This is a genomic window from Pedobacter sp. 05L430, from assembly GCF_056397585.1.
Map to the genome: position 1 here is coordinate 1 of NZ_JBFTNT010000256.1, position 6,152 is coordinate 6,152.

Annotated in this window: 4 protein-coding genes; 2 read left to right on the plus strand and 2 right to left on the minus strand. The window is 38.8% G+C overall.

Annotated elements, in window-relative coordinates; translation table 11 throughout:
- A partial coding sequence (locus tag AC1DG9_RS21655) for a TonB-dependent receptor (RefSeq protein ID WP_477635218.1) occupies positions 1-2,204 on the plus strand: 2,204 nt, incomplete at its 5' end.
- A gap of 80 nt (positions 2,205-2,284) precedes the next feature.
- Here the strand turns inward: AC1DG9_RS21655 and AC1DG9_RS21660 are convergent.
- Positions 2,285-3,010 carry an SDR family oxidoreductase gene (locus AC1DG9_RS21660; protein ID WP_172660261.1) on the minus strand — a complete coding sequence of 242 codons (726 nt, stop codon included), beginning with the start codon at positions 3,008-3,010 and terminating at the stop codon, positions 2,285-2,287.
- A 99-nt stretch (positions 3,011-3,109) separates the two neighbouring features.
- Here AC1DG9_RS21660 and AC1DG9_RS21665 point away from each other — a divergent pair, with 99 nt between their 5' ends.
- Positions 3,110-3,517, plus strand: coding sequence for a winged helix-turn-helix transcriptional regulator (locus tag AC1DG9_RS21665; protein ID WP_288883284.1), 408 nt, complete (start codon positions 3,110-3,112; stop codon positions 3,515-3,517).
- 5 nt (positions 3,518-3,522) lie between these two features.
- Here AC1DG9_RS21665 and AC1DG9_RS21670 read toward each other — a convergent pair whose 3' ends face one another.
- Positions 3,523-5,757 (minus strand): S41 family peptidase, encoded by a 2,235-nt coding sequence (locus AC1DG9_RS21670; RefSeq protein WP_288883286.1) that lies wholly within the window; start codon positions 5,755-5,757, stop codon positions 3,523-3,525.
- Between the last annotated feature and the right edge of the window lie 395 nt (positions 5,758-6,152).

Here is a 6,152-nt window from a genome sequence, read left to right on the forward strand (position 1 = left end):
ATACTAAGGGACATTTTACATTATTTGTAAAAGCCGGGAAACCGATAATATTAAAAACAAAGGCTGTAGGATATAAGAACCTAAATATAGAATTAGGATCTTTACAACGTGATACAACCTTAAACTGGATATTGGAACAAGAGAACAATACGTTGGAAAATGTTGTCATCTCTGCGACACGTAAACCAGAAAATATACGGAACATAGCTGGTTCAGTAAGTGTTGTTTCAAAAAAGAAGCTAGAATCAGAAATGATTATCAACCCTGATCTAAGCACCATTTTAGCCAATCAGGTTCCGGGGTTCGCGCCAACAGCACAAACAGGAAATAATGTAGGACAAAATCTTCGAGGACGTCCAATGCTTGTTATGATTGATGGTGTAAGCCAGTCTTCACCCTTAAGAAATGCAGAGGTAGATCTACGTTCTATCGACCCTGCAGTTTTGCAGCGAATAGAAGTTGTAAAAGGTGCAACGGCAATTTATGGAAATGGAGCAGCCGGCGGATTAGTCAACTACATTACACTTGTTCCAGATACTGCGGCAAAGTTTGCAGGAAAAACGTCTGTTAACTTAAATGGATCGATGATCAACCCAAAAAACTCCGGAGGTGGACGCATCAATCAAATGTTTTACGGGAAGGTTGGAAAAATGGATTACGTAGCTAGTGGAACTTATGAACAAACCGGTGAATATAAAGATGCCAAAGGTGATGTGGTTGGTCCGAACTATAGTTTAGGCGAAACTGACAGTTACAATGCATTCTTCAAAGTTGGTTACCAGCCAACTAAAAACCAACGTTTGCAACTCGTTTACAATCTGTACAGCAGTTTGCAGAACAGCAATTTCACACTAGTAAATGGTAATCTTGCCACGGGTCAAAAGGCTACAGGAGTTTTAGGCAAACCTCTAGGCATACCAACGGGGGTCGATTACAACCATAATATCCATCTATCATATAAAATAGACAGCATATTATTGAACACTAGTCTGCATGTTGATACTTACTTTGAAAAACGCAAAGATGTATTTTACGTCTCTTTAGGTCGTTTTGATGGTGGTGATGGACAATCGCTTGCTACAAATGAGAAAAAAGGTGCCCGCTTATTTTTAGAAACACCTGTATTACAAACCTCGGCCTTAAAGGCAACACTAGCTTATGGTGCAGATTTTTTAAAGGATAAAACTGCACAACCTTTAGTTGATGGCAGGACCTGGGTACCCGAAATGGATATGGCCAACCTGGCTCCATTTGCACAGGCAAGTATAACGGCATTAAAAGATTTGATATTTACCACGGGAATTCGTCTGGAACATGTAAATATTAATGTCGACGACTACAAAACATTGCGCACTACAAATGCAACAGGGGGAACATTAACGCCTTCTTTTGAGGTTACTGGTGGCAAATTAAAGTACAACACCTATTTGTATAATGCTGCATTAAAATATAACCGTTTTGCATTGTTCAGTCCTTTTGTTAGTTTCTCTCAAGGCTTTTCAGTGATGGATATTGGTCTGGCATTGCGTGAGGCTAAAGTGAATAGCATTGATAAGATCAATACCGATGCCGTAAAGGTGAATAATTATGAGGCTGGTTTTCAAAGTACTTATCAGGAGCTGACTTTTCTTGCTTCTGTGTACAAAAGTACATCGAAACTTGGTATTGAAGTCGTATACGATGCAGCTACCGGATTGTTTAATACCGCAAGAAGTCCAGAAGAAATATATGGATTTGAACTCGCTGCCAATTACAAATTGATGCCGTCATTAGAATTGGGTGCAAGTTATAGTTACACCGAAGGTAAACGCGACATTGATAACAATGGCAACTTTGATGACAGTGCAGACATGTATATGAATGGCCGCCGAATTTCGGCACCAAAGATTACCGGAACGGTTACTTATAGCCCGTTGACCATATTAGATTTAACACTTAATTATACCGGAATAGCGTCACGTAACCGCTTCGAGAAAAATGCTTCAGGCGTTTACAATGGTAACGAAGGAGCAGTTAAAGCATATAACCTATTCAGTTTTACAGGCAGCTACAGGGCTAATAAAAACACCCGGATTACCTTAGGGGTGGAAAACCTGTTTAACCAGGATTATTTTCCAGCAAGGGCGCAATGGTTTATGCAACCTGGTTTTTATTCCAAGGGCAGGGGTACAGCAATTAACCTGGGCTTATCTGTAAACTACTAATTTTAGTCACATTTAAAATAGAATTATCATGAGAAAATCGTCTCGATTTCCTGATGATAATTCTTATTAGATTTAAAAATCTAGCCCTTTAGTTTTTCTAATGCTTCCTGAAATGCTGAAGCATAAGCCTTTGTGTTGCCCACGGGAACATCAAACTGATTTTTTTCCAGTGCTATAAAGAATTCATCTGCAACTTCTTCAGGAGGAATGCCATTTGCACCGCCTATTTCCGCCGAAAATTCTGTATTTACCAAAGGAGGGTATACTTCGTATATCTGGACGTTTTTTTGTTCTTCGTAGGTGTACCTCAATGCAACGGTATAGCTGTGCAATGCAGCTTTTGTTGCGCCATAAGTAGGTATAAATTTATTACTACCATAAACAGCTATCGAAGAAACATTTACAACCGCTGATTCTGCTTTTTGCAGCAGGTGTGGCAGTAGCAATTCCGTAAAGTGGATTACACTAAAGTAATTTGTATTCATTTCTATAACAGCCTTCTCGTGTGCATTTGAGGTTTCATTCAAAAGATAACTAAAGGCTGCTCCGGCATTATTTATGATGATGTTCACATCTGGGTGATGCTCTTTCAGGTGTGCCGCGATACGGACCCTGTCAGCTTCTACCGATAGATCGCCCTGGATAGCGACAGCATCGCCTAATTCTCTTAGTGCATTCTGAAGGCGTTCTTCATTACGTCCGTTAATGATGACTTTGTTGCCTGTTGCATTTAATTTTTTAGCAATTGCTAATCCTATTCCGGCGCTTCCGCCACTAATGAATACTGTATTTCCTGTTGTTTTCATTGTTTATATAAATTTAATTCGTAAATTTGCTTGCATTTTGCAAGTGCAAATATACATTTCAACTTGCAAAATGCAAGTGATTTTATAAATATTTTTATTATGGATACAAAGAAGAGGTCGGATTGCCCTATTAGCTGTTCACTTGATGTCTGGGGAGACAAATGGTCGCTGCTGATCGTTAGGGATCTTATGTTTGCGAAACAGTGCACATATGGCGATTTTTTAAAATCGGACGAAAAAATAGCAACCAATATTTTAGCCGCCCGATTACAAATGCTCGAAGAAAATGGGATTGTTGCCAAACTAAACCATCCCGACAGCAAGGCAAAAGTTTTATATAGGCTCACACAAAAAGGGATTGATCTATTGCCTATAATGATCGAAATTAACCTATGGGCCGAAAAATATTTTACCCTACCTGCTGAAAGGAAAGCATTGTTGAAAGAGATAAAAAAAAATAAAGAAGGCTTTTTAAAAGCTAGAATAAAGGAATTAAAAGAATCTTAATATAGCTACTTATTTATCAAAATCAGTTTTTTAGCCTCTTCCAAAACCTCGTCTTTTCCGGTTAGTATGCCATCGATGGTTGGTCTTACTACTTTGTTAATTTTTACTCCAACACGTTGAGCATTAGTGCCGTCAGGATAATACACCCCCAGGCCAGAATACCAGGTTGTAATAGCACCCGGTAAAGAAATAGGGGTAACGTTGCCATCGGCACCAGCAGACGAGCTGCCTATAACAGTAGTATTTGGAGCACTTTGCAAAGCCATCGTAACAAACTCTGAATTGCTCTGTGAATTTTCATTAACAAGCACTACCACTTTTCCCTTATAATAATCTGTTGTTTTAATCCCGGTTTTGGCAGATTCTTCATATGTAAACATACCAGGATTGCTGATGGATCGGCCAGTAAATTTTGCGAATATACTCGAGTCTGGTTTGAAATAGGCAACAAAGGTACGCTCCATTTCATCAACCGGATAGCCACGCATGTCTACAATAATCCCTTTTGTATCTTTAAATTTTGTTTTTATGCTGTCTAGCATGGTGTTTTTATAAGCGCCACAATAAACGTAACCAATACCGGTATTTATTAATTGGTATGCAGGTTTATGAGATTGCAGGTAAACATCATTGACCTTGCTTATTTCTAAGCCTTGTTGAACCACAGTCATGGGCACATTGTTTCTAATGATTTGTAGGTTAAAAGTGCTATCGATACCTCTTCTCAGGTAAACACTAGTCATATCTCTCAATGCAGTTCCATGGTTTGAAGCTGGGGTGATAGGCAAGTATTTATTAATTAACGATTGTACTTCCTCTCCGTTAATAGCAGTTATAATATCGCCTCGGGTTAGGTTCTTAGTAAGGTCAAAGGTTTCTTTGAGAGAACTTGTAACTATAAGCTGATCCCCCACAAATCCGGCATCAAAGGGCAATCTATATCTTCCCAGATCCTGTTCACGGACTTCGCTTTCAATAAATGCATGCGAATCGTGGATACTTGCAATTAGTTTAACCATTGCCTTTACATAGGTATGTTCATTATCAGCTTTAATTACCTGTGGGATAAAAGCAGGAAGGATAGTGCTCCACTTCTCAGTAGTTAGTTCTCTGTTTGGACAAAAGTATTGAATCATACTCCAGTAACGATAAAGCGCCAATAAGCGTAAACCTGCATCAGGGTACTTCTTGTCAGCGTATTTGTTTTCATGCAAAAAAGAACTGTTTCTTATATTAATCAGACCACCTACATAATAATTCGTTGTGATGTTTGTGTTCTTTAAAATGTAATCCAGTTTGGCAGAAAGCGTTTTGCTAAAAATTTTATTCTTGAATAAGCTTCCGTAATCAGGTCTAACGGCGATGGTTGCAAGGCTAGGCTGTGTTTTGCAATCTGCGCAGGGCGGAACTTTGCCTAATTTATCAACCCATTTTTCCATCACCTGCGATACCTGTATATCGGTTCTGCAGCTAAGAACCTCAGGCAATACACGGAAAAGTTCTGCATCCCAGTTATAATCACCATTGGCTACTGCCGGATGATGGTATTTTAGAAAGCCCCATACTTCCCCGAGTAAGCTTAAGTTTTTTTGAGTTGAGGGGGTTAAAGGAATGGCATCTATTCCAGAGTTTTGATTTAGTACCGTGTCTTTTAATGCCTGATATATATTAGCTTGTTGCTCCCGCGCTTCATCTATTGGCTTTTCGTCCAGATACAGGCGCAAGCTATCAACCCAGACCGTGCCTTTGCCAGCCAGTACCGCACCAACGTTTATGGCTACTATTTCACGACCATCATAAGGTAGCTGAATCATAAACTCTTTCCAGTCATTTGTGCCTGTTAAAGCCTGATTCTCTGAATTCTCGTAGCCCACACTTTTTCCATTGATGCCATCTGTGCGCATCCAGATCCCAGCAAAACCACCAGTTACGTTTTGGGTTTTTAGGTTCCCAACTAGCATTAATTGTTTTCCCTTAAATCTTTTGTTTATTTTAAAGTTTATGCCCCCGTAATCAGCACCTGCACTGTCGGTAATAGAAATGGCATATTTTCCTTGCAGTTTAATTGTACTATCCAGTTTTACGATGTACGGGCTTTGGGTTTTTATTCTAAGATTCCAACCCTCCGGATTTCCTGTGCTGTCTAGCACTTCAAAGTTGCCGTTAAACTTGCTTTGCGCCTGTGTTAATGCGCTGCATAACAGGAGTATGGGGAAAAGAGAGCGTTTAATTCTTATCATAGATCTAATTTACAGAATTAAGGATTCACTGCTATATTTTGCAATCAAGTTTAACTTTTTTTAACGTCATAGAATAATACGTGATAACTCATAGTGCCAGTATATCAAGTCAATATATTGCGTTAATTCGCGAATTTATGGTTATCCCTTTTGTTTAGTAGTTGCTAAAATTGATAATCCCTCGCCAATCCAATATTTTTAATAGTTTTGAGATTCGTAAAACTAAAATAAACTACACACCTTGAAAAAAATCATCTTATTGGTTTTATTAACCACAGCTCTAAACTTTTCATTAATGGCGCAAAGTAACGTCAAAATATACAAGTTATCGGCTTATGGCATAAAACCTAATTCTGGAAAAAATACCACACCTCTGCTAACTTCATTGCTTAAGG